Source organism: Serratia sp. SM04, from assembly GCF_040280225.1.
Lineage (GTDB): Bacteria > Pseudomonadota > Gammaproteobacteria > Enterobacterales > Enterobacteriaceae > Serratia > Serratia sarumanii.
On the sequence record NZ_JBEOQT010000021.1, the window covers coordinates 823,570 to 841,638 of the forward strand.

Genomic DNA, 18,069 nt, shown 5'->3' on the forward strand with positions numbered 1-18,069 from the left:
TTAATACTATAAATCATGAACATGACTTCTCGCTTTAGCCAACGCATCCGCCTGCGTCATCTGCACGCCTTTGTCGCTACCGCGCAGCAGGGGACGCTGGTGCGCGCCGCACAGCAATTGGGCATCACGCAGCCCGCCCTCTCCAAAACGCTCAATGAACTGGAAAGCCTGGCCGGCGAGCGCCTGTTTTCGCGCAGCCGGCAGGGGGCAGAGCTGACCGCCGCCGGGGCGCGTTTCCTGCAGGATGCGGGGCGCGTTTTGGATGCGCTGAATGTGTTGGGGCGTACGGTCGCATCGGACAGCGAGGCGCTGCCGGCGCCGCTGCATATCGGGGCGCTGCCCACCACGCTGGTGAGTTTGGTCGCGCCGGTCGTGGTGGGGTTGCAGCAGCAATCGCCAGGTTGGCGCGTGCAGGTTTCGACGCTGGCCAACGATGCGCTGATGATGGCGGTGAGATCCGGGCAATTAACCTTAGGGATAGGGCGTATGTCAGACCCCTCTCGCATGGAGGGGCTCAATTTCGAGCTGCTGTATCATGAAACGCTGCGGCTGGTGGTTTCCCCCCATCATCCGCTGCTGCATGCGGATGTCACGCTGGCGGAGGCCCTGAGTTGGCCATTGGTGCTCTCACCGCGTGGGACCGTACCGCGCCAGAATGCGGAGGCGCTCATTGTCAGCCACGGGCTGGCCGTGCCGGAAGGCTGCGTCGAGACTTTGTCGGTCACGCTGGCGCGCTGCCTGACGTTGCAGTATGGCTATGTTTGGCTGGTGCCTTACGGCGCGGTGCGCGACGATCTGTTCGGCAATCACCTGCGTGCGCTGCCGTTGCCTACTCAGGGAATGGCAGAACCGTTGGGCATCATTACCCGGCAAGAGGCGTTCACGCCCCCTGAGCAGCAGCGCCTGGTCGCAGCGCTGCGTCAGAGAGTACTGGATGTGCCGGTATAAACGGCTGTTCTATTCGACCGGTGGCTGCCCGGCATCGTGTTCGGCAAAGACGGATTGCGCCAAATGAAAGGCGGCGTTCGAGGCGGGCAGGCCGCAGTAAAGCGCCGCATGCATCAGGACTTCTTTGAGCTCTTCGCGCGTGACGCCGTTGTTGAAGGCGGCTCGTATATGCATTTTCAGTTCAGCTTCGCGATTCAAGGCGATCAACATCGCGATGGTGATCAGGCTGCGGGTATGGCGCGACAGACCCGGACGCGTCCACATTTCCCCCCAGGCGTAGCGAGTGATGAAATGTTGAAATTCCTCGTTGAACGGCGACAGCGCCGCGAGGGTATTATCGACATGTTCATCGCCCAATACGGCTCTGCGCACCGTCATGCCTTGCTGATAGCGTTGCCGCTGCGTGAGCTGTTCATCCAAAAAGGCCCGGAAAGTGCGATTGAATGCCCGCCAGGCCTCGACGCTGGAAAGGTGAGAGGCGGGCAAGATGACGCATTGAGCGCCGGGAATGCCCGCCACTAACGCTTTGGCATCATCGACGGTGGTTACCGCGTCGTCATGTCCGGCGATAATCAGCGTCGGCACGAGGATCCCTTCCAGCTCGGCGCGTAAATCGGCGTTTGCCAATGCTTCGCAGCAAGCGGCATAGCTGTTGGGATCGCAGGCCGTCAGCTGATTCAATAATGCTTGCACCCTGGCGGGGGCGGATTGGCAAAATGCCGGCGTGAACCAGCGTGATGCTGCGCCATCGCTGACGGCGGACATCCCCGACTGACGCACTTGCGCGGCGCGTTGTCGCCAATTCGCCGCCGTTCCAATTTTTGCTGCGCTATTGGCGATGGTCAACGTCAGCAAGCGCTCGGGATGAAAACGCGCCAGCCATAATCCCGTTAACCCCCCCATGGAGATACCGCAAAAATGGACGCGCTCAATCGCCAGAGCGTCCAGCAATGACAGCACCTGTCTGCCCAGCAGCGCCAGCGATCCGGGTTGTTCACCGGGCGGCGATGCGCCGTGGCCGGCAACGTCGTAGCGCAGAATGCGATAGTGGGAGATGAGCGCGTCGCGCTGCGGTTGCCACATTGCCAATGACGTCCCCAGCGAGTTGCTGAACAGAATGACCGGGGCGTTTTCGGGCCCTTCCAGGACATAATTCAACATCATTGCTCCTTTTCGGCCGATGCCAGAACTTGTTGAATGAAACGCTGTGCGCTGCCTGTGGCATTGGCCGGATCGAGCAACGTCTCCAGAGCTTCCCGGCTGAGTCGGGAAGAGACTTCCGCATCGGCGCACAGCAGGGTTAACAGGGATTGCTGCGTTGCCTGAGCCTGGCGGCAACATTGCGCGATATGCTGGTGCGCCTGCTGGCGGCCGAGAAGCGGGGCTAAGGCCAGGGAAACCGATTCAGCCATGATCTGCCCCTGCGTCAGCGCCAGATTGCGCCGCATCGCCGCTTCATGCACCTCCAGGCCGTTAACGAGGTCAAGGCTTTGCGCCATTGCCGCTCCGCTCAGCACCAGGAGCTGCGGCAGGCTTTGCCACTCGGCCTGCCAGCCTCCCAGCGCGCGTTCGTGCTCTTGCACCTGGCCGGCATACAATCCCGCCATCAGCGCAGGCAAGCGGTTAGCCGCGCTGAGGATGGCGGCGCAGAGTACCGGATTGCGCTTATGCGGCATGGTGGAGGAGCCGCCGCGACCGGGGGCCGAAGGTTCGCTGATTTCAGCGACCTCGGTTTGCATCAACAGCGACATGTCACGCGCCAGCTTGCCGAGCGTGCCCGTGAGTCCGGCATACCAGCCGGCCAGTTCCAGCAACCGGTCGCGTTGGGTATGCCACGGCGTGGCGCTGCGCGGCAGCGCCAGCGCTTCCGCCAGCGCCTGCTCGACGCGTTCTCCCTGCTCGCCGAATGAGGCGAGCGTGCCGGCGGCACCGCCGAATTGCAGCGCCAGCACGCGTGGCCGCATTTCAGCCAGACGAACCCGAAAGCGCAGCAGGGCGTCCAGCGTGCCGGCCAACTTCAGCCCCAGCGTCGTGGGTAACGCGTGTTGCAGCCAGGTGCGGCCGACCATTAACGTTGCGCTATGGCGCCGACATTGCGCCGTCAGCGCCGCAATCAGATGATTGAGCAGCGTGTCGGTTTGGTTGAGCGCGCTGCGCAGTTGCAGCACCAGCCCGCTGTCAATCGCATCCTGACTGGTTGCCCCCCAGTGAACGAAGCGCGCCGCGTCCGGCGAGCGTTGAGCCACCAGCGCCGTCAACTGTTTGACGAGCGGAATCGCTAAGTTGCCCGCCAATCCGGCGGACTGCGCCAGCGCGGCGGCGTCGAGTTTTTCCGCCCGGCAGTGGCTGCGTATGATTTGAGCCGACTCGTCATCGATAATCCCTGCAGATGCCAGGGCTTGTGCCAGGCCGGCTTCGAAATCGAGCATGCCCTGTAGCAGGGCCGTATCGCTGAAGCAGGGCGTTAATGGCGACGTCATAAACATTGCGCTATAGAGTGACATTGGTTATATCCGTTCCAGAATCAAGGCGACGCCCTGCCCAACACCTACGCACATGGTGCACAGGGCAAAGCGCCCGCCGGTGCGACGCAGCTGATAAGCGGCGGTCATGGCCAGCCTGCCGCCGGATGCGCCCAGAGGATGGCCCAGCGCGATGGCGCCGCCGTTAGGGTTGACCTGTTCCGCATCATCCGGTAACCCCAGGGCGCGCGTCACGGCCAGCGCCTGGGCGGCAAAGGCCTCATTCAACTCGATGACGTCCATTTGCGCCAGGCTCAAACCGGTTTGCGCCAGTACCTTGCGGACCGCGGGAACCGGCCCGTAACCCATGATGCGCGGCTCTACGCCGCAGGCGGACATGGCGACCACCCGCGCCAGCGGGGCGAGTCCATACTGCACCGCCGCGCGTTCGCTGGCAATGAGCAGGGCGCTGGCCCCGTCGTTGATGCCCGAGGCGTTGCCGGCGGTGACGCTCCCCTCGGCGTGTACGACGCCCTTCAGTGCGGACAGCGCGGCCAAAGAGGTGCTGCGGGGATGTTCGTCGCGAACCAAGTTGAGCGGTTCGCCTTTGCGTTGCGGAATGCTGACGGCGATCAGTTCCTCATCAAACAGGCCCAGCTCCTGAGCGCGGGCGGTGCGTTGTTGGCTGCGCAATGCAAAGGCGTCTTGATCGGCGCGGCTGACGGCGAATTCGCGAGCCACATTTTCGGCGGTTTCAGGCATGGTTTCGACACCGAACTGAGCGCGCATTTGCGGATTGATAAAGCGCCATCCCATCGTCGTATCTTCCATTTTCAGCGATCGGCTGAAGGCGCTGTCCGCTTTGCCGGTGACAAAGGGCGCGCGCGACATGCTTTCCACGCCGCCCGCGATGATGACCTCCGCTTCGCCGCATTTAATGGCGCGCGCCGCCATCCCTACCGCGTCCAATCCCGAACCGCACAGGCGATTGAGGGTGGTGCCCGGCACGGAGTGCGGCAATCCGGCCAGCAGCAGCGCCATTCGCGCCACGTTGCGGTTGTCTTCACCGGCCTGGTTGGCGCACCCCAGAATAACGTCATCAATGGCCTGGGGATCCAGCTGCGGCAGTCTGGCAAGCAGCGCCTTCAGGGGCAGAGCGGCCAAATCGTCGGCGCGCAGCGCGGATAATGCGCCGCCGTAACGGCCAAAGGGCGTACGAACGGCATCGCAGATTAAAGCCTGTTGCATGGCGATTTCCTCAAGCGGGGATCAGGTCAGATTGCAGTAAACGTATCGGGGTTAACGCTTGCAGCGCGTCAAAGGTGAGTCCCGGACACAGCTCCAGCACCTGCGGGCCGTCCGGGGTGATATCAATGATTGCCATATCCGAATAGATGCGGCTGACGCAGGCCAACCCGGTCAACGGGTAGCTGCACTGTTCCACCAGCTTGCATTCGCCGGTCTTGGTCAGGTAGTCCATCATCACATAGACTTTGCGCGCGCCGATGGCCAGATCCATGGCGCCGCCCACTGCCGGGATCGCGTCTTCGGCGCCGGTGCTCCAGTTGGCCAGATCGCCGGCAGCCGAGACCTGATACGCCCCCATCACGCAGATATCGAGATGGCCGCCGCGCATCATGGTAAAAGAGTCGGCGTGATGGAAATAACTGCCGCCGGGCAGCAAGGTCACCAGCTCTTTGCCGGCGTTGATGAGTTCCGGATCTTCTTCGCCCGGCGCGGGTGACGGCCCCATGCCGAGCAGGCCGTTTTCGCTGTGCAGAATCACTTCTTTGTCGGCGGGCAGGTAGTTAGCGATGCGGGTCGGCAGCCCTATTCCGAGGTTGACGTAGGCGCCTTCCGGAATATCGCGCGCCACCCGTTGGGCTAATTGGTCGCGGGTTAATTTTTGCATGTTGTACTCCTCAGGCAGAGAGGGAAAAGGTCGCGGGGCGCGCCACCGCCACCAGGCGCTGGACGAAAATGCCCGGCGTTATCACGTTTTCCGGATCCAGTGCGCCCAACGGCACCAATTCAGCCACCTGCGCTATCGTCGTGGCGGCGGCCATCGCCATCACCGGGCCAAAATTACGCGCCGCTTTGCGGTAAACCAGATTGCCCCAGCGGTCACCCCGATGGGCCTTTATCAAGGCGAAATCCGCCTTTAAGGGCGTTTCAAACACGTAATGACGCCCGTCGATTTCACGCGTTTCTTTGCCTTGCGCCAGCGGCGTGCCAAAGGCGGTTGGGGTGAAAATGCCGCCCAACCCGCTGCCGGCGGCCTGCATGCGGGCCGCCAGGTTGCCCTGCGGCACCAGTTCCAGTTCGATCGCGCCGCGGCGATAAAGATCGTCGAAGACCCACGAATCGGCCTGGCGCGGGAAGGAGCAAATCATCTTTCGCACACAGCCGGTCTTGAGCAGCGCCGCGAGGCCGCTGTCGCCGTTGCCGGCGTTATTGCTGATTACCGTCAGCTCGCGAGCACCACGTTCAATCAGCGCATCGATCAGTTCCAGCGGCTGTCCCGCGGGGCCAAAGCCGCCAATCATGATGCTCGCGCCGTCCGGAATGATGGACACGGCATCTTCCAGGGTGGCCACACTTTTATCGATCATCTGTTGTTCCTTTTGTTCGATGCCCGCCGGGGGGAGTGTCTATCGTCAATGGGAAAAGTAGATCGTCCCTTTCAGGCAAACAATACCGATTATCGAAAAAGTGTGCGATTATCGGCTATTGTTTAACAAAGGTTCGCAGGCTGTGATCGTCGGCACACCGAAATTTCAGGCAGACAGCGGGGTAACGAGAATGGAAAAAGGACAGGAAATTACGCGCAGCAGCACCGATCCCTGGAAAGGGGATCCCGACTTTATGGCCTCTTTGGCGCGAGGATTGGAAGTCCTGCAGGCTTTTACGCCGCAGCGGCGGCTGATGTCGGTATCGCAGATTAGCCAGCGTACCGGCATTCCGCGCGCGGCGGTGCGCCGCTGCCTTTACACCCTGAGTAAGCTGGGCTTTGTGTACGCGGAAGACGGCAAGAATTATGAGCTGCGCCCGCGCGTCTTGTCGCTGGGCCATAACTGGCTGGCGGCTTCGCCGTTGGCCAACGCCGCGCAACCGGTGTTGAGGCAACTCAGCCAGACGCTCAATGAGTCCTGTTCCATGGCCATATTGGACGGTGATGACATTCTTTATATCGCCCGCGCATCGACTTCGCGGATCATGACCATCGATTTGCACGTCGGCAGTCGCTTACCTGCCAGCACGACGTCGATGGGGCGGGTTCTGCTGAGCGGGCTTGCCAATGAGCCGTTGAATGACTATTTGGCGCGGCTGACGCAACTGCGTTACACCAGCCATACCCTGGTGAGCGTTAGCGCATTGCGGGAAGAGCTGGCGCGCGTGCGTCAGCAGGGATATGCCATCAACGATCAGGAACTGGAGATTGGCCTGCGTTCACTGGCGGTGCCGCTCACCACGCCGGATGGCCGTATCGCCGCGGCGTTGAACGTCGGTGTGCATGCCAGCCAGGTTTCCGCAGAGCGTTTGTATCAGCACCACTTGCCTTTATTGCGCTCGGCCGCCGAAGAGATATCGCTGCTGTTGCACGACTAATCTTGAACTTTGGGCCCCTGCCGGAGTTAACGCCGGTTTTTTACCGCGCCAGGTGAGTCATGCGGTGTTGTACTGTTGCCCGCGGGTAAGGTAATTTGCTGTTGGCAAAGATGACTGACGCGGGGGCCAACGGACATGAACGAGAAAATCGACTATCACATCGAGAAATACCATTTCGCGCCGCTGGATGAGGCCCCGCGGCTTGCGCACCAGTGGCGTGAGGTGCTGAACGAGTGCCGCGAGACGCAGGCCGGGGCGGAAGAGCGTCTGCGCATTGCGCTGCTCAACGTGGACTATGTGACCAGTTTCGAATTGCCGTTTCGCTTATTGCTGGTGCGGGCGCCGCAGCTGATCGCCGGCCTGCGCGATGAGCTGTCGATAAGTCAAAAAAATGTGGTGTTCAACGGCAAGCGTTTCGGCTGTGTCTACAGCCTGAAAAGCGATTTGAGCGGCGTGCCGGAGGCCTTTCAGTACAGCCTGTCGACCCGTATTCATCGAACCTCGGCGTCGGGCGTGGACGCGCTGCCTTACCGGGAAATCGCCAAGGCGCTCAAAGCGCCGCGTGAGCGGCTCAAGCTGGCGCTGGAGCAGGGGCTGCCGGTAACGGCGCTGGATGGATTGTTCTGGTTCGGCATTCAGCGCATTGCCGCCGAGGTGCGCAGGCTAAGAAAAACCGGCATGGCGATCGTGACGGCGGAAACCGAGATCTTCGACACCCTGACCGGCACGACGCGCAAGGTCCCGGTGTACCGCCTGGCCGAGAGTTAATTGTCGTTTCAGCAAAAAGGAGGTTCGAATCAGGAACCTCCTTTTAATAGTGCCGCTTACCGATAGGCTTCATTGCGCGCGATCGCGTATTTCCCGCTGCCCAGCAGCAGGATGACGACCCCACCCATAAAGAACACCAGTTCGTTTTCAATGCCCCAGGCGCCGACGTCGGTGACGGTAAACACCTTGCCGGTGCCCACCATCAGAAACGCCACCACCAGCGTGAGGGCGTAAACCAGCGCGGCGGGGCGGGTGAACAGCCCCAAAACGATCAGTATCGGCGCCAGGATCTCCCCAACATACACGCCATAGGCGATGAAGGCAGGCAGCCCCTGTTGTTGTAACGCATCGGCGATCCAGCCGACGCCATGCTGAATTTTCGCCACGCCGTGAAACAGCATCAGCCCGCCGAAGGTCAGTCTGAGCGCCAACTTGCCGGCGTCCGGGCGATCAAAAAGGCGCGTGAATACCGCATTCAGTGACTTAACCATGACCTTTCCTCCTGAATAGGAATGATTTTCAATCAATATATCAGCAAGGTGAATGCGAAAGATGTTCTGGATCAGTAAAACGGCGGGCTTTACGCCGAATCAGCGGGCGAGGTTCGGCGGGCATTGCGCACGGCAACGCAGGCTGTCCCTGCGACCCAAATCGCGGTAAAATGCAGCAGTTCACCCTATCGCATTCCATCAGGCCGTCGAACCCGCTATGAAAACGCGCAAACCGCGCCGTCCGCCCGGGCGGTGGATCTATTACATCCTGCATGAAGACATGCTGTGGCCCTGCCCGGTCAAATGGGAGTGGGAGAGCGGCTATAACGCCTGGCTGCCGTTTTACTATTCCCCCACGCTGGAGTTCGTCGCCGGCAACCCCGCCCGCGCCACCAAGGTCAGCAGCGGCCGGCGCTAAGCGTGTAGCCCGCCTTGCCGCCCGGCATCCGCTCACCTAAGATCATTGCATCACCCACAGGTTTCCGGGAGCGCCCATGTCTACTCTGTTTCGCACTTCTCTTTGCGGCGCGGTGGCGTTGCTGCTGCTTGCGGGTTGTCAGCAGACGGCGCATAAACCGGCGCCGCCGCTGCAGGCGCAGTTGGATCACATCGCTCTGATGCTGGCCGGCGGGCATTTCCTGCGCGTGGCGTGCGGGCGCAGCGAAGTGCCGGACGATGTGAAATTGCAGCGCACCGCGATGCGTACGGCGCAGCACCGCGGCTGGGACACGCATGCGGCAGGGTATCGGCAGCTGCCGGCGCTCACCCAGGCGCGCTATCTGGCTCTGCAACAGGATAATCAGCTGCTGACGGATAAATGCGCCACGCTCAGCCGCAGCACCGCGCGCTTTATCGCGGCGGCGCAGGCCGATCAGGAAGACTACATGGAGTAGCGTTGCGGCAAGCCTGTCGGGTGCTCGTCACGGGCGCCCAAAAATTCTTTGCAGGATAACGATTTATCGATCATCATTTGAAATGATGTTTCACTTTTATCCACCGAGCCCACCTTGAACCTGTATGCCGCCCTGCGTCAGCGCGTGGAAAATACGCCCTGGTACGCCAAACGGAAAAGCTACCGCGTGCTGTTCTGGCGCGAGATCACGCCGCTGGCGGTGCCGATCTTCCTGGAGAACGCCTGCGTGCTGCTGATGGGGGTGCTGAGCACCTTTCTGGTGAGCTGGCTCGGCAAAGAGGCGATGGCCGGGGTGGGGCTGGCGGACAGCTTCAACATGGTGATCATCGCCTTTTTTGCCGCGGTGGATCTCGGCACCACCGTGGTGGTGGCCTTCAGCCTCGGCAAGCGGGATCGCAGGCGCGCGCGGGCGGCGGCGCGTCAGTCGTTGGTCTTGATGACCGGCGTGGCGCTGCTGTTGGCGGCGGGCATTCATCTGGCGGGCGAACCGATCATCGATGTGATCGCCGGCGCGGCCTCGCCGGAAGTGAAAGCGCTGGCGCTCTCTTACCTGCAGACCACGGTGTGGAGCTACCCGGCGGCGGCGATTGCGCTGATCGGCAGCGGCGCCCTGCGCGGCGCGGGCAACACCAAGATCCCGCTGCTGATCAATGGCGGCATGAATATCCTCAATATCATCATCAGCAGCATCCTGATTTACGGCATGCTGGGTTGGCACGGGCTGGGCTTCGTCGGCGCCGGGCTGGGGCTGACGATTTCCCGCTATATCGGCGCCATCGCCATTCTCTATGTGCTGGCGATCGGTTTTAACCCGGCGCTGCACATCACGCTGAAAAGCTATTTCACGCCGCTGAAGATGAGCATCCTGTGGGAAGTGCTGGGGATCGGCATTCCCGCCAGCGTCGAATCGGTGTTGTTCAACGGCGGCAAGCTGTTGACGCAGATGTTCGTCGCCGGCATGGGCACCAACGTGATCGCCGGTAACTTCATCGCCTTCTCCATCGCTTCGTTGATCAACTTGCCGGGCAACGCGTTGGGATCGGCCTCGACCATCATCGTCGGCCGGCGGCTCGGCAAAGGCGAGATCGGCCAGGCGGAGCGGCAGCTGCGTCATATTTTCTGGCTGTCTACCCTTGGGCTAACCGCCATCGCCTGGGGCACGGCGCCGCTGGCCGGGGTATTCGCCGCGTTTTATACCTCGCAGGATGACGTGAAATCGGTGGTGAAAACCCTGATTTGGCTCAACGCCGCCTTTATGCCGATCTGGGCCGCTTCCTGGGTGTTGCCTGCCGGGCTGAAAGGCGCGCGCGATGCCCGCTTTGCCATGTGGGTGACGATGCTGGGCATGTGGGGCTGCCGCGTGGTGGCGGGCTACGCGCTGGGCATTGAACTGGGCATGGGCGTGGTGGGCGTCTGGTTGGGGATGTTCCTCGATTGGGCAGTGCGCGGCGCCTTGTTCTATTGGCGCATGGTCAGCGGGCGCTGGCTGTGGAAATATCCGCGGATGAGGCGAGAGAGGAAAGGTTAACCGTGTATTATCGGGGAACTGCCGGCGCCGATTGAACGGCCGCCGACAAGAAAATGGCGTCGTCAGGAGTGGTGAGTCGAAGGATACCAGCGCAGTGAGTTATTGACAGGGCCTTGGGTGACCAGCACTTTTCCCTTGCCCGCCAGGCTCAGCAGCAAATTGCGCGCCTGATAAATCGTCAAGTCGTTGGACTCGGCCAATTGGCGCGTGGTGGGCCATTCGCCGGGGGGCGGCGGCGGCGTTTCCATGGCTGAAGGGCACAGGTTGTGTAGCGTCGTGAGTAAATGTTGCTGCAGGTTCTGCAATTCTTGTTGTTTTGAGATGCGTTTTGCCATGTAAGCCTCCCTTAAACTTCAGGTGAGTTTTGATATAGCGGTAAAAGATGGGTCAGAGAATAGTGCCGGTTGCCGACAAGACGCTCCTGAGCTATTCCCGGACGGCCGTCTGAACCTGATATTTTCGCCGCTATAACCCGGCGGCGCGCAAGGGGCAGGATGGAGAATGCCGTTGCCGGGGGCCCGGCCGGCTGTGTGTATTGGCTGTATTTCATTGTTTTGCTCCATGGTGTACTTCCGAGCCTGGTTTTCACCTGTTCGGATCGTTAAGTCTTCCTTCTCTTTCTCGGCGCATTATAACGCAAATAGCAAAATGGCGATCGTTAATGTCGTGGAAAATATGTTTTTCGATACAATTGACTGGTGTTATTGCTTTTACGATCTGTTGTCTCGCAAAAATATATTCGTCTCGTGGTTTTTGGGCTTATATTTTGTATTTATTGGTTTTGATTAAAATGGCTTTCCAAGGTGTGAGTGTTTTTGTAAGAATAACCAGGCCAAAATGAGCGGGTAAGACGAAGCTTATTTTAAATATCTCTGAAGGGTAAGTCTTTAGACGATCTTTATTTAAGCGTGTTTTTCTTTTGCCTGTTTAGCTATTCGTTTATAACCCTAATTGGGTGGTAATGAATTGACAGTCGCGATTTCACAATTGCGACGTCTTTCTTTTTGGCGAAGAGTAATACCGTTATTCATTCTGGAATGTATAAATGGCTGTTAAAGGAACGGGAGCAATCCTGCGCTTTTTACACAATATTAAAGGAATAAGTGAATTATGAAACTGAACAAAATCATGCTGGCAACTGTTCTGGCGTTTGGCGTGTCTTCTCTGGCGAATGCCGCCGATCAGGGTCATGGCAAAGTGACTTTTACCGGTTCTATTATTGATGCTCCTTGCTCCATTGCGCCTGAATCGGCCGATCAAACTGTGGAAATGGGGCAGATTTCCAATGTCGCGCTGAAAAATGGCGGCAAATCAGCGCCGCGTCAGTTCGATATTAAACTGGAACAGTGCGACACCTCCACGCTGAAAACCGTCACCACCACTTTTGACGGCAAGGCTTCCGCCGCGAACCCTGATCTGCTGGGCATCATCGGTACCGCCAGCGGCGCCAGCATCGCCATTACCGACATGGCGAGCAATCCGATCAAACTGGGCACCGCAACGGCTCCTCAGACGTTGAACGACGGCAACAACACGCTGCGCTTCGCGGCTTACCTGCAGGGTGACGGCGCTTCCGCCACCGTGGTTCCAGGTGATTTCACCGCCGTAGCCGATTTCAAACTGGCTTACCAATAAGTCTCATCGCCATTGGCGTGACGTCTTTTATGCATGCGGGATATCCCGCATGCATTTTCCCAGGATGAAGGGTATTTGTCAGGGGTATTCAATGAACCGGTTTATTTACCATTTAGTGTCTCCTTGCATATTGATGACCATGCTAGTTATTCCGGCCACTCAGGCTGCTCCCAAGGTTCAGGGATGGGGGCGAGTGAATATGCAAGGAGCCATTATCGATACCGCTTGCGCCATTGCCGCCGGCAGTCGCGATCAGACTATCGATATGGATGTGTTGCCGCTGGGAAATATTGCGCGCGATGGACAGGGCAATACGCGCCCATTCACCATCGAATTAATCAACTGCACGTTTGAACGGCCAAAGCCCAATTTGCCGAACTGGAAGCAATTCCAGGTTGTTTTTGACGGCGATGCCGATGGCGAGTTATTCGGCGTGCGCGGAGACGCGAAGGGTGTGGCGCTGCAAATATCCGATGGCCAAGGGAATATCGCGGCGCCCGGCGTGCCTTTGCCGCGTGGCGATATTTCACCAGGAAGCATGTCGCTCAACTATTCCATCAAGCTGGTTGCCAATAAGCAACCGCTGCATGCCGGAAGCTATTTTTCTGCGGTGCGCTTCAAGCTGGATTATTACTGAAGTTTTTATTACGGCTTACGGTGGGCCGCAACGACGGAAATATACGATAAAGGTTAGGGATATGATGTTATCACCTGCTGGGAAGCTATTTCGATTTCAGGTTTTGGGGTTATGTATCACGCTGGCACTGGGAAGTTCATCAACGCGTGTTTACGCTGAAGACGGTATTCAATTTAATACCGACATTCTGGATGTTAACGATCGGAAAAATATCGACCTAAGCCAATTTTCCCGCAGCGGCTACATTATGCCGGGGAGTTACAGCATGGTGGTTCATATCAATAAAAACGAACTGCCGGAGCAAAAAATATCGTTTTATCCGCCGGACAGCGATCCGGACGGCAGCCGGGCCTGCATCACCAAAGCGTTGGTCGAACAATTGGGGCTGAAGCAAGAGATGATGCGATCGCTCAGCTGGTGGCATCAGGGTGAGTGTCTGGACGAATCCAGCCTGAAAGGCATGGCGTCGCGCGGCGATCTTGCGACGGCTGCGCTCTATCTGAGCGTGCCGCAGGCTTATATGGAGTACAGCTCGGAAGACTGGGATCCGCCGTCGCGCTGGGATGAGGGCATTCCGGGGTTGTTGTTCGACTATAACCTCAATGCTCAAAGCCGGCATCAGCAAAAGGAGGGCACTCGCGAGTATAGCGTCAGCGGCAACGGTACCGCCGGCGCCAACCTCGGCGCCTGGCGTCTGCGCGCCGACTGGCAGGGGCAGCTTAACCATCAAACCGGTGTCGGGCAGCCTACCGATAAGAAGTTGGAGTGGAGCCGCTATTACGCCTACCGCGCCATCCCCGCGCTGCGTTCGCGCCTGACGCTGGGTGAAGACTATTTGGATTCGGGCATTTTCGAGAGCTTCCGTTTTTCAGGCGCGAGTCTGGTCTCCGACGACAATATGCTGCCGCCCAACCTGCGCGGCTATGCGCCAGAGGTGGTCGGCGTGGCCAAAACCAACGCCAAGGTGACCATCAGTCAGCAGGGGCGGGTCATTTATGAAACCCAGGTGGCGGCGGGGCCGTTCCGTATTCAGGACATCAATGACGCCATCTCCGGCGAGTTGGATGTGCGGGTGGAAGAACAGGACGGCAGCGTACAGGCGTTCAAGATGAACACCGCCAGCATTCCGTATCTGACCCGCCCGGGCTCGTGGCGTTTCAAACTGGCGGCGGGCAAGCCGTCCGACTGGCAACACCACGCTCGCGGGCCGCTGTTTGGCACCGGCGAATTCTCATGGGGCATCAGCAACGGCTGGTCGTTGTATGGCGGCGCGTTGGCGGGCGGCGATTATAACGCCCTTTCGCTGGGCGTGGGGCGCGATCTGATGATGTTCGGCGCGCTGTCGTTCGACGCCACCCAATCGCGGGCGCGCCTGCCGCAGCAGGAAAAAACGCTGAGCGGCGGTTCTTACCGGGTGAGCTATTCGAAAACCTTCGATGAGCTGGACAGCCAGGTCACCTTCGCCGGCTACCGTTTCTCGGAAGAAGACTACATGAGCATGAGCGAATACCTCGACGCGCGTTATTACGGTAATCGGGTCGGCAACAACAAGGAGATGTACACCATCACCTTTAACAAGCAGTTCCGCGACTGGGGGTTGAGCACCTACCTCAACTACAACCATCAGACTTATTGGGATCGTCCGGCCAATGACCGTTACAGCCTGACGGCGTCGCGCTATTTCGACATCGGCGACTTCAAAAACCTGAGCCTGTCGTTGTCGGCTTATCGCAACCGTTACAACGAGACCAACGACGACGGCATGTATCTGTCGCTGTCAATGCCGTGGGGCAATGGTGCCACTCTCAGCTACAACACCACGGTGAATCGCAACGACAACACTCATCGCGTGGGGTACTACAACCGCGTCGACGAACACAACAACTATCAGGTGAGTGCCGGCAGCGCGCGTAGCGGCGCCAATTTGAACGGCTACTACAACCACGAGGGCGACGTGGCGCGTCTGAGCGCCAACGCCAGCTATCAGGCCGGGCGCTACAGCGCCGTTGGCCTGTCCGCGCAGGGAGGGATGACCGTCACGCAGGAAGGCGGCGCGCTGCATCGCTCTACCGTTATGGGCGGTACGCGCCTGTTGCTGGACACCAACGGCGTAGCCGGGGTACCGGTGCGCGGCTACGGCAGCACCGTGAGCACCAACCGCTTCGGCAAGGCTGTGGTGGCGGACGTCAACAGCTATTACCGCAACAAGGCCAGCATCGATCTGAACAAGCTGGGAGACAACGCCGAGGCCACCCGATCGGTGGTGCAGGCCACCCTGACGGAAGGGGCGATTGGCTACCGCAAGTTCGATGTGATCGCCGGTGAGAAGGCAATGGCGATCGTCAAACTGGCGGACGGCAGTACGCCGCCGTTCGGCGCTACGGTGTTGAACGCCCGCAAACAGGAAACCGGCATCGTCAACGACGGCGGCAGCGTCTACCTGAGCGGCATCAACGCCGGTGAAACCATGACGGTCCACTGGAATGGCGCCGCACAGTGCCAAATACAGCTGCCGTCTTCGCTGCCGGCCGACATGCTGATGCGCACATTGTTGCTGCCTTGCCGGCCGCTCGCCCCGGCTGAATAAATTCATCATTCTGAATCTGGAGTAATCGACAACATGCAGAACATTTCCCTGAAGACCGCGGCGGCGATCGCCCTGTTGAGCACAGCGATGTCGCAGCAGGCATCGGCGGCGATCGCGCTCGATCGTACCCGGGTGATCTTTGACGGCGGCCAGAGCTCGGTCAGCCTGAACCTCAGCAACCAGAACAAACAGCTGCCGTATCTGGCGCAGGGTTGGCTGGAGGACGAGCAGGGCAACAAGATTCAGAGCCCGCTGGTGGTGCTGCCGCCGGTGCAGCGCATCGAGCCGGGCAAACCGAGCCAGATAAAGATTCAGGCGCTGCCGGCGGCCAAACAGCTGCCGCAGGATCGCGAGAGCCTGTACTACTTCAATTTGCGCGAGATCCCGCCGAAGAGCGACAAACCGAACACGCTGCAGATCGCGCTGCAAACGCGCATCAAGCTGTTTTACCGGCCGACGGCGATCGTGCCGAGCCGCGCCGACATGGCGACGCCGTGGCAAGAGCAACTGACACTGACGCGGCAGGGAGACGGCTATAAGGTCAATAACCCGACCCCTTATTACATCACCATTGTCGATGCCGGGAGCAAAAAGCACGGCGAAGGCGCGCAGGGTTTCGAGCCCTTCATGATCGCGCCCAAGAGCAATGCGCGGTTGACCGTGAGCGCGGCGGCCCTGGGCGGCAGCCCGGTGCTGACCTATATCAACGACTACGGCGGCCGGCCGCAGCTCAGTTTCAGCTGCAGCGGCGGCAGTTGCAAAGTGGTGCCGGAAAAGAAACCGGCTTCATAACCCTCTGTTCAGGCCGTTATCGACGGGAGAGTGACTCAGGTGCAAAGGATGAAACGAAAACTGAAAAAGGACAGCCTGCCGCAGCGCTGCGAATGGCGCTATTACGCCGCGATGGGCGGCCTGGCGCTGATGTTGCCGCTGCTATTGCCGAAAGCCGTCGCGGCCGACAACTGGCAGGTGGAAGGCGCCAACGGCGTGTTGCAGGTACGCGGCGCGCTGACGGAGAGTGCCTGTCGGTTGGAGATGACCAGCGCGCGGCAGGATATTTGGCTGGGGGAAACCGGCACCGCACGCTTGCGGCAGGCCGGCGATCGCGGGCTGCCGGTGGCGTTCGAGCTGCGTCTGCAAGATTGTCTGCGCGCCTCGACCAGCCAGCGCGATGCGCGCACCGGCGCGCTGACCTGGGCGCCGAACCAACCGGCGGTGACGGTCAGCTTCGGCGCGCCGGCGGATATGGACAACCCACAGTTGGTGAAAGCGCAGGGCGTGTCTGGTCTGGGGCTGCGCCTGCTGGACGGCCGCGGCCGCGACGTTCGCCTGGGCAGCCGCGGTGAGCCGCTGATGCTGACGCCGGGGCAGAATACCTTGAGCTACACCGTCGCGCCGGAGCGAACCGCGGCGCCGTTGATGGCCGGCGCTTATCGGGCGGCGGTGGATTTTAGGCTGAGTTATGACTGAGGCGGCGAGATGGCGCAGATGATGAAACGAAGCCGAACGGCGCTCTGGCTGGCGGGGCTGTTGGCGCTGGTTCAACTGTCGGCTGAGGCGAACACCCTGGTGAACGTGCGGGTCACCGTGCTTTCCCCTCCCTGCGTTATCAACGGTGGGCAGCCTATCGAGGTGAATTTCGGCGATGAAGTGATGACCACCCGGATCGACGGCAGCAACTATCGGCGGCCGGTGAACTATACGCTGACGTGCAACGGGCAGAGCAGCAACGCTCTCAAACTGCAGGTTCAGGGGGCGGCGGCCGGTTTCGACGGTCAATTGTTGCGCACCAGCCAGGACGGACTGGGCATCGCGCTGCTTCACGGGGGCGGCCGCTGGCCGATCAATCAGTGGTTGAGTTTTACCTATCCCGTCACGCCGACGCTTGAGGCGGTGCCGGTGAAATCGGCCACTGCCAAACTGACAGCGGGCGAATTCACCGCCGGCGCGACGATGAAAGTGGACTATCAGTAACGCAGGAGCTAGAGCATGAAACAGCGTTTAACGGCGAGCGTGCTGCTGTGCGCCGGCGTGGTGTGCCACTTCGCCTGGGCGGAAAAAACGGTCGATATGCAGTTCCGCGGCACGCTGATCGAGCCGCCGCCCTGCACCATCAACGATGATGGCGTGATCGATGTGGATTTCGGCGATCGCGTCGGTATCAATAAGGTCGACGGCGTGAATTACCGGCAAACCATCGGCTATCGCATTACCTGCGAGCCGGGGATCGGCAAGTGGGACATGATGTTGCGCCTGAACGGCACGGCGACCTCTTTCGATGAGGCGGCGGTGCAAACCAACCACCGTTATCTGGGCATTCGCATTTACCAAAATGCCGCGCCATTCAAAGTGGGCAGTTCGCTGCCCATCGATCCGCTCAAGCCACCGGTGCTGGAAGCGGTGCCGGTCGGCAAGGCGGGGGAAACCTTGACGGAAGGGGCGTTCGACGCCACGGCGACCCTGCAGGCTGACTACCAGTGAAGGAGGGAAC

Annotated in this window: 20 protein-coding genes and 1 pseudogene; 13 read left to right on the forward strand and 8 right to left on the reverse strand. The window is 60.1% G+C overall.

Features of this window, described 5'->3' with window-relative positions:
- The first annotated feature begins 15 nt into the window (after positions 1 to 15).
- Positions 16 to 948: a LysR substrate-binding domain-containing protein gene (locus ABTW55_RS18355; protein ID WP_060421677.1), complete on the forward strand. Its 933-nt coding sequence runs from the start codon at positions 16 to 18 to the stop codon at positions 946 to 948.
- 9 nt (positions 949 to 957) lie between these two features.
- On the opposite strand, the gene pcaC is transcribed toward ABTW55_RS18355, so the two are convergent.
- From pcaC to ABTW55_RS18385, 6 genes and pseudogenes are all read right to left on the reverse strand, one after another.
- Entirely contained in the window at positions 958 to 1,368 is a 411-nt protein-coding gene (gene pcaC / locus ABTW55_RS18360; RefSeq protein WP_223182120.1) for a 4-carboxymuconolactone decarboxylase, read from the reverse strand.
- A pseudogene (gene pcaD, locus ABTW55_RS18365) lies at positions 1,369 to 2,112 on the reverse strand (3-oxoadipate enol-lactonase); the annotation flags it as partial.
- The gene (locus ABTW55_RS18370; protein WP_041035779.1) at positions 2,109 to 3,452 is read right to left on the reverse strand and encodes a 3-carboxy-cis,cis-muconate cycloisomerase; all 1,344 of its coding nucleotides are present in this window, start codon (positions 3,450 to 3,452) and stop codon (positions 2,109 to 2,111) included. The gene ABTW55_RS18370 and the pseudogene pcaD, both read right to left, overlap by 4 nt.
- 3 nt (positions 3,453 to 3,455) lie before the next feature.
- Complete coding sequence (pcaF, locus tag ABTW55_RS18375; protein WP_033647890.1) at positions 3,456 to 4,658, reverse strand: 3-oxoadipyl-CoA thiolase; 1,203 nt, start codon at positions 4,656 to 4,658, stop codon at positions 3,456 to 3,458.
- Between the two features lie 10 nt (positions 4,659 to 4,668).
- Positions 4,669 to 5,322, reverse strand: coding sequence for a 3-oxoacid CoA-transferase subunit B (locus ABTW55_RS18380; protein WP_033647889.1), 654 nt, complete (start codon positions 5,320 to 5,322; stop codon positions 4,669 to 4,671).
- Between the two features lie 10 nt (positions 5,323 to 5,332).
- Positions 5,333 to 6,022 carry a 3-oxoacid CoA-transferase subunit A gene (locus tag ABTW55_RS18385; protein ID WP_033647888.1) on the reverse strand — a complete coding sequence of 230 codons (690 nt, stop codon included), beginning with the start codon at positions 6,020 to 6,022 and terminating at the stop codon, positions 5,333 to 5,335.
- A 190-nt stretch (positions 6,023 to 6,212) separates the two neighbouring features.
- On the opposite strand from ABTW55_RS18385, the gene ABTW55_RS18390 reads away from it, so the two are divergent.
- Positions 6,213 to 7,019, forward strand: coding sequence for an IclR family transcriptional regulator C-terminal domain-containing protein (locus ABTW55_RS18390; RefSeq protein WP_033635136.1), 807 nt, complete (start codon positions 6,213 to 6,215; stop codon positions 7,017 to 7,019).
- Between the two features lie 135 nt (positions 7,020 to 7,154).
- Positions 7,155 to 7,787 (forward strand): helix-turn-helix domain-containing protein, encoded by a 633-nt coding sequence (locus ABTW55_RS18395; RefSeq protein WP_033647887.1) that lies wholly within the window; start codon positions 7,155 to 7,157, stop codon positions 7,785 to 7,787.
- 56 nt (positions 7,788 to 7,843) lie between these two features.
- Here ABTW55_RS18395 and ABTW55_RS18400 read toward each other — a convergent pair whose 3' ends face one another.
- The gene (locus ABTW55_RS18400; RefSeq protein WP_060421674.1) at positions 7,844 to 8,278 is read right to left on the reverse strand and encodes a DoxX family protein; all 435 of its coding nucleotides are present in this window, start codon (positions 8,276 to 8,278) and stop codon (positions 7,844 to 7,846) included.
- A 217-nt stretch (positions 8,279 to 8,495) separates the two neighbouring features.
- Here ABTW55_RS18400 and ABTW55_RS18405 point away from each other — a divergent pair, with 217 nt between their 5' ends.
- The 3 genes from ABTW55_RS18405 to ABTW55_RS18415 all read left to right on the forward strand — a co-directional run bounded on the left by ABTW55_RS18405 (position 8,496) and on the right by ABTW55_RS18415 (position 10,719).
- Complete coding sequence (locus tag ABTW55_RS18405; protein WP_015378375.1) at positions 8,496 to 8,696, forward strand: hypothetical protein; 201 nt, start codon at positions 8,496 to 8,498, stop codon at positions 8,694 to 8,696.
- Between the two features lie 76 nt (positions 8,697 to 8,772).
- Positions 8,773 to 9,171 (forward strand): type II secretion system pilot lipoprotein GspS, encoded by a 399-nt coding sequence (gene gspS, locus ABTW55_RS18410; protein WP_033635132.1) that lies wholly within the window; start codon positions 8,773 to 8,775, stop codon positions 9,169 to 9,171.
- Positions 9,172 to 9,285: 114 nt separating this feature from the next.
- Entirely contained in the window at positions 9,286 to 10,719 is a 1,434-nt protein-coding gene (locus ABTW55_RS18415) for an EmmdR/YeeO family multidrug/toxin efflux MATE transporter (RefSeq protein WP_033653553.1), read from the forward strand.
- Positions 10,720 to 10,781: 62 nt separating this feature from the next.
- Here the strand turns inward: ABTW55_RS18415 and ABTW55_RS18420 are convergent, their stop codons facing one another.
- Positions 10,782 to 11,054 carry a hypothetical protein gene (locus ABTW55_RS18420; protein WP_039565339.1) on the reverse strand — a complete coding sequence of 91 codons (273 nt, stop codon included), beginning with the start codon at positions 11,052 to 11,054 and terminating at the stop codon, positions 10,782 to 10,784.
- Positions 11,055 to 11,829: 775 nt separating this feature from the next.
- Here ABTW55_RS18420 and ABTW55_RS18425 point away from each other — a divergent pair.
- The 7 genes from ABTW55_RS18425 to ABTW55_RS18455 all read left to right on the forward strand — a co-directional run bounded on the left by ABTW55_RS18425 (position 11,830) and on the right by ABTW55_RS18455 (position 18,059).
- On the forward strand, positions 11,830 to 12,354 hold the full coding sequence (locus ABTW55_RS18425; protein ID WP_033653555.1) for a fimbrial protein: 525 nt from the start codon (positions 11,830 to 11,832) through the stop codon (positions 12,352 to 12,354).
- Positions 12,355 to 12,445: 91 nt separating this feature from the next.
- Positions 12,446 to 12,991 carry a fimbrial protein gene (locus ABTW55_RS18430; RefSeq protein ID WP_033647884.1) on the forward strand — a complete coding sequence of 182 codons (546 nt, stop codon included), beginning with the start codon at positions 12,446 to 12,448 and terminating at the stop codon, positions 12,989 to 12,991.
- Positions 12,992 to 13,052: 61 nt separating this feature from the next.
- The gene (locus ABTW55_RS18435) at positions 13,053 to 15,578 is read left to right on the forward strand and encodes an outer membrane usher protein (protein ID WP_049197304.1); all 2,526 of its coding nucleotides are present in this window, start codon (positions 13,053 to 13,055) and stop codon (positions 15,576 to 15,578) included.
- Positions 15,579 to 15,611: 33 nt separating this feature from the next.
- Positions 15,612 to 16,370, forward strand: coding sequence for a fimbria/pilus periplasmic chaperone (locus tag ABTW55_RS18440; RefSeq protein ID WP_060421670.1), 759 nt, complete (start codon positions 15,612 to 15,614; stop codon positions 16,368 to 16,370).
- Positions 16,371 to 16,418: 48 nt separating this feature from the next.
- On the forward strand, positions 16,419 to 17,048 hold the full coding sequence (locus ABTW55_RS18445; protein WP_194243208.1) for a fimbrial protein: 630 nt from the start codon (positions 16,419 to 16,421) through the stop codon (positions 17,046 to 17,048).
- A gap of 21 nt (positions 17,049 to 17,069) precedes the next feature.
- Complete coding sequence (locus ABTW55_RS18450; RefSeq protein ID WP_033638535.1) at positions 17,070 to 17,552, forward strand: fimbrial protein; 483 nt, start codon at positions 17,070 to 17,072, stop codon at positions 17,550 to 17,552.
- Between the two features lie 15 nt (positions 17,553 to 17,567).
- Positions 17,568 to 18,059, forward strand: a complete 492-nt coding sequence (locus ABTW55_RS18455; protein ID WP_050438937.1) for a fimbrial protein — start codon at positions 17,568 to 17,570, stop codon at positions 18,057 to 18,059.
- Positions 18,060 to 18,069 lie beyond the last annotated feature (10 nt).

Excerpts from the sequence above, each read along its gene's own strand:
- ABTW55_RS18355 (WP_060421677.1), top strand. The coding sequence starts at position 16 with ATGAACATGACTTCTCGCTTTAGCCAACGCATCCGCCTGCGTCATCTG.
- ABTW55_RS18370 (WP_041035779.1), bottom strand. The coding sequence starts at position 3,452 with ATGTCACTCTATAGCGCAATGTTTATGACGTCGCCATTAACGCCCTGC.
- pcaF (WP_033647890.1), bottom strand. The coding sequence starts at position 4,658 with ATGCAACAGGCTTTAATCTGCGATGCCGTTCGTACGCCCTTTGGCCGT.
- ABTW55_RS18380 (WP_033647889.1), bottom strand. The coding sequence starts at position 5,322 with ATGCAAAAATTAACCCGCGACCAATTAGCCCAACGGGTGGCGCGCGAT.
- ABTW55_RS18385 (WP_033647888.1), bottom strand. The coding sequence starts at position 6,022 with ATGATCGATAAAAGTGTGGCCACCCTGGAAGATGCCGTGTCCATCATT.
- ABTW55_RS18390 (WP_033635136.1), top strand. The coding sequence starts at position 6,213 with ATGGAAAAAGGACAGGAAATTACGCGCAGCAGCACCGATCCCTGGAAA.
- ABTW55_RS18395 (WP_033647887.1), top strand. The coding sequence starts at position 7,155 with ATGAACGAGAAAATCGACTATCACATCGAGAAATACCATTTCGCGCCG.
- ABTW55_RS18400 (WP_060421674.1), bottom strand. The coding sequence starts at position 8,278 with ATGGTTAAGTCACTGAATGCGGTATTCACGCGCCTTTTTGATCGCCCG.
- ABTW55_RS18405 (WP_015378375.1), top strand. The coding sequence starts at position 8,496 with ATGAAAACGCGCAAACCGCGCCGTCCGCCCGGGCGGTGGATCTATTAC.
- gspS (WP_033635132.1), top strand. The coding sequence starts at position 8,773 with ATGTCTACTCTGTTTCGCACTTCTCTTTGCGGCGCGGTGGCGTTGCTG.
- ABTW55_RS18420 (WP_039565339.1), bottom strand. The coding sequence starts at position 11,054 with ATGGCAAAACGCATCTCAAAACAACAAGAATTGCAGAACCTGCAGCAA.
- ABTW55_RS18425 (WP_033653555.1), top strand. The coding sequence starts at position 11,830 with ATGAAACTGAACAAAATCATGCTGGCAACTGTTCTGGCGTTTGGCGTG.
- ABTW55_RS18430 (WP_033647884.1), top strand. The coding sequence starts at position 12,446 with ATGAACCGGTTTATTTACCATTTAGTGTCTCCTTGCATATTGATGACC.
- ABTW55_RS18435 (WP_049197304.1), top strand. The coding sequence starts at position 13,053 with ATGATGTTATCACCTGCTGGGAAGCTATTTCGATTTCAGGTTTTGGGG.
- ABTW55_RS18440 (WP_060421670.1), top strand. The coding sequence starts at position 15,612 with ATGCAGAACATTTCCCTGAAGACCGCGGCGGCGATCGCCCTGTTGAGC.
- ABTW55_RS18445 (WP_194243208.1), top strand. The coding sequence starts at position 16,419 with ATGAAACGAAAACTGAAAAAGGACAGCCTGCCGCAGCGCTGCGAATGG.
- ABTW55_RS18450 (WP_033638535.1), top strand. The coding sequence starts at position 17,070 with ATGAAACGAAGCCGAACGGCGCTCTGGCTGGCGGGGCTGTTGGCGCTG.
- ABTW55_RS18455 (WP_050438937.1), top strand. The coding sequence starts at position 17,568 with ATGAAACAGCGTTTAACGGCGAGCGTGCTGCTGTGCGCCGGCGTGGTG.